This is a genomic window from Burkholderia sp. HAN2018, assembly GCF_024704855.1.
GTDB lineage: Bacteria > Pseudomonadota > Gammaproteobacteria > Burkholderiales > Burkholderiaceae > Burkholderia > Burkholderia cepacia.
Genome location: NZ_QOBB01000420.1, coordinates 1 through 2996 on the forward strand (window position 1 = coordinate 1; position 2996 = coordinate 2996).

4 protein-coding genes are annotated in these 2996 nt (G+C 70.4%); all 4 read right to left on the bottom strand.

All coding sequences use genetic code 11. The annotated features are described in order from the left end of the window. Positions 1-934 (bottom strand): FAD/NAD(P)-binding oxidoreductase (locus DPV74_RS40405; RefSeq protein WP_162923304.1); only part of this gene is annotated, 934 nt, incomplete at its 3' end. Further along, the gene (locus DPV74_RS40410) at positions 931-1278 is read right to left on the bottom strand and encodes a (2Fe-2S)-binding protein (RefSeq protein WP_119339217.1); all 348 of its coding nucleotides are present in this window, start codon (positions 1276-1278) and stop codon (positions 931-933) included. The genes DPV74_RS40410 and DPV74_RS40405, both read right to left, overlap by 4 nt. Then, positions 1278-2072, bottom strand: a complete 795-nt coding sequence (locus DPV74_RS40415) for an ABC transporter permease (protein ID WP_027790848.1) — start codon at positions 2070-2072, stop codon at positions 1278-1280. Before DPV74_RS40415 ends, DPV74_RS40410 begins: the two co-directional genes overlap by 1 nt. After that, the coding region (locus tag DPV74_RS40420) for an ABC transporter permease (RefSeq protein ID WP_374709021.1) at positions 2069-2996 on the bottom strand (928 nt) is incomplete at its 5' end. The genes DPV74_RS40415 and DPV74_RS40420, both read right to left, overlap by 4 nt.

The window sequence follows — 2996 nt, forward strand, 5'->3', positions numbered from 1 at the left end:
TGCCCGCGCCGTCGCCGGCGACGTAGAGGCCGCGCACCGACGTACGGCCGGCCGCGTCGCGCTCGGGCAGCCATGCGCGGTTGAGCGGGTCGAACCCGAACCGGCAGCCGGCGAGATCGGCGAGCTGCGTTTCGGAGCGCAGGCCGAAGCCGAGACCGAGCGCGTCGCAGTCGAGCAGGCGCGGCGGTGCGCCGTCACCGGCGGCGCGCCATGCGATTCCCGTTACGTGCGGGTCGCCGAGCACGTGCTCGAGCGTGACGCCCGTTTCGATCGCGACGCCGTGCGCGCGCAGCCAGCCGATGTAATAGAGCCCCTTCGCGAAGGTCGACGGCATGCGCAGCAGCGCGGGCGCGGCAGCGGCCTGGCGGCGCAGCGGGCTCGTGTCGAGCACGGCCGCGACCTGCGCGCCGGCCTTCGCATACTGGTAAGCGACGAGGTAAAGCAGCGGGCCCGTGCCCGCGAACACGATGCGCCGGCCGATCGCGCAGCCCTGCGCCTTCAGCGCCACTTGCGCGCCGCCGAGCGTGTAGACGCCCGCGAGCGTCCAGCCCGGCACGGGCAACAGGCGGTCGGTCGCGCCGCTCGCAATGATCAGGTGCGAGTAGGGCACCGTCACTTCGCGGCCATCCTGCAGCGTGTCGACGCGGCCCGCACCGCATGACCAGGCAAGCGTATTCGGCCGGTAGTCGACATGCGGCAGCAGCGCGGCCATCGTCCGGTGCACGGCGTCGGCCTTCGCGGCCTCGAAGCCGTACAGCGTGCGCTTGCCGCGCGCGAAGGCGCCGTCGGCCGGCGGCTGCCGGTAGATCTGTCCGCCCCAGCGCGCGTTCTCGTCGATCACGACCGGGCGCAGCCCCGCGTCGACCAGCGCTTCGGCCGCACGTACGCCGGCCGGCCCCGCGCCGACGATCACCGGTTGCAGTGCGGCGATCACGATGCGTCTCCGGTCGCGGCCGGCCGGGCGGACGTGAGAATCCGCATGCCTTCGGCGATCGGCGTCGAGCATGCGCGCACGCGCGCACCGGTTTCGGTGCGCACCCAGCAGTCCTGGCACGCGCCGATCAGGCAGAAGCCCGCGCGCGGCTGGCCGCTGAATTCGCTCACGCGCACGCGGCGCTGCGCAACGAGGATCGCGGTGAGCACGGTGTCGCCGGTGAGCGCGAGCGCGGGGCGGCCGTCCAGCGTGAACGCGACGGCGGCACGTTCGCGTTCGGCGACGCGCACGAACTGCGCGCCGTCGTCCGGGATGCCGGTGGAACGGGAAACGGAAGTCGTCATCAGTGTTGGCCGATCAGGATGCGGTTCAGGCCGTACACGCGATCGAGCAGCAGCATCGCGCCGGCGGTGATGAAGATGACGAGCGCCGACACCGACGCCATCATCGGGTCGATCGACTCGGTCGCATACATGTACATGCGCACCGGCAGCGTGACCGTCTGCGGCGACGTGACGAAGATCGACATCGTCAGTTCGTCGAAGCTGTTGATGAACGCGAGCAGCCAGCCGCCGGTGATGCCGGGCACGATCATCGGCAGCGTGATGCGGCGGAAGGTCGTCCACGGGTCCGCGCCGAGCGAGCACGCGGCTTGCTCGATGCTGCGGTCGAGGCCCGCGACGGATGCGAGCACGAGCCGCATCACGAACGGCGTGATGACGACCATGTGTGCGAGCACGAGCCATGCGAACGAGCCGGTCGCGCCGATCAGCGCGAAGAAGCGCAGCAGCGCGATGCCGAGCACGAGGCCGGGAATCACGAGCGGCGACAGCAGCAGCCCGTTCAGGAACGCGCGGCCGGGAAACGTCGCGCGGCCGATGGCGAGGCCCGCCGGCAGTGCGATCGCGAGCGACAGCGTCGCCGACGCGAACGCGAGCTTCACGCTGTTGAAGAACGCGGTGACGAAGTCGGGATAGTCAAGGATCGCGCGGAACCAGCGCAGCGACAACCCGTGTGTCGGCAGTGTCAGCGTTTCGTCGGGCGTGAACGCGACGAGCACGACGATCACGAGCGGCGCGAGCACGAACAGGATCACGAGCGTGTGGAAGGCGAGGGCAAAGGGGCCGTTCTTTCTCATCGCGATGCGCCTCCGAGGCTGCGCGCGTAGCGGCGTTCGAGCACGCGGTAGTAAGTGAGCATCACGACGAGGTTCGCGATCAGCAGCAGCACGGCGATCGTCGCGCCGAGCGGCCAGTTCAGCGAGCCGAGGAATTCGTCGTAGACGGCCGTGGCCGCGACCTTCAGCCGGCGTCCGCCGAGCAGGCCCGGAATCGCGAACGCGCTCGCCGACAGCCCGAACACCATCAGGCTGCCCGACAGCACGCCCGGCATCAGCTGCGGCAGCACGATGCGGCGCAGCGTCGTGAACGGCGATGCGCCGAGCGACAGCGCCGCATGCTCGGTCTGCGGATCGAGCCGCTGCAGCGCGGTCCACACCGGGATCACCATGAACGGCAGCATCACGTGCACCAGCGCGATCACGATCGCGAAGGTCGTGTATTCGAGCTTGTACGGCCCGAGGCCGACGAGCCCGAGCGCCTGGTTCACGAGCCCGCTCGTGTTCAGCAACATGCTCCAGCCGAACGCGCGCACGACGACCGACACCAGCAGCGGCGCGAGGATCGCGAGCAGGAACAGCGAGCGCCACGGGTCGCGCATTTTCGACAGCACGTACGCCTCCGGCGTGCCGATCGCGACGCAGATCGCGGTGGTCAGCGCGGCGATGCCGAACGTGCGCGCGAAGATCGTGTGGAAGTACGACGAGCCGAGCACTTCCGCGTAGTTGCCGAACTGGAACGCGGCGATCGGGCCGGTGGCCGGATCGAAGCGGTAGAACGTCAGCATGAACGTCATCGCGAGCGGCACGAGCACGAGCGCGGCAAACAGCGCGAACGCGGGCGCGCACATCAGCCACAGCGGCGCATGCGCGCGCCACGTCGCGCGCATCGTGTGCGCGGCGGCGGCGCGTGCCGGTGCGGCGTCGGCGGAAACCGCGACCGGG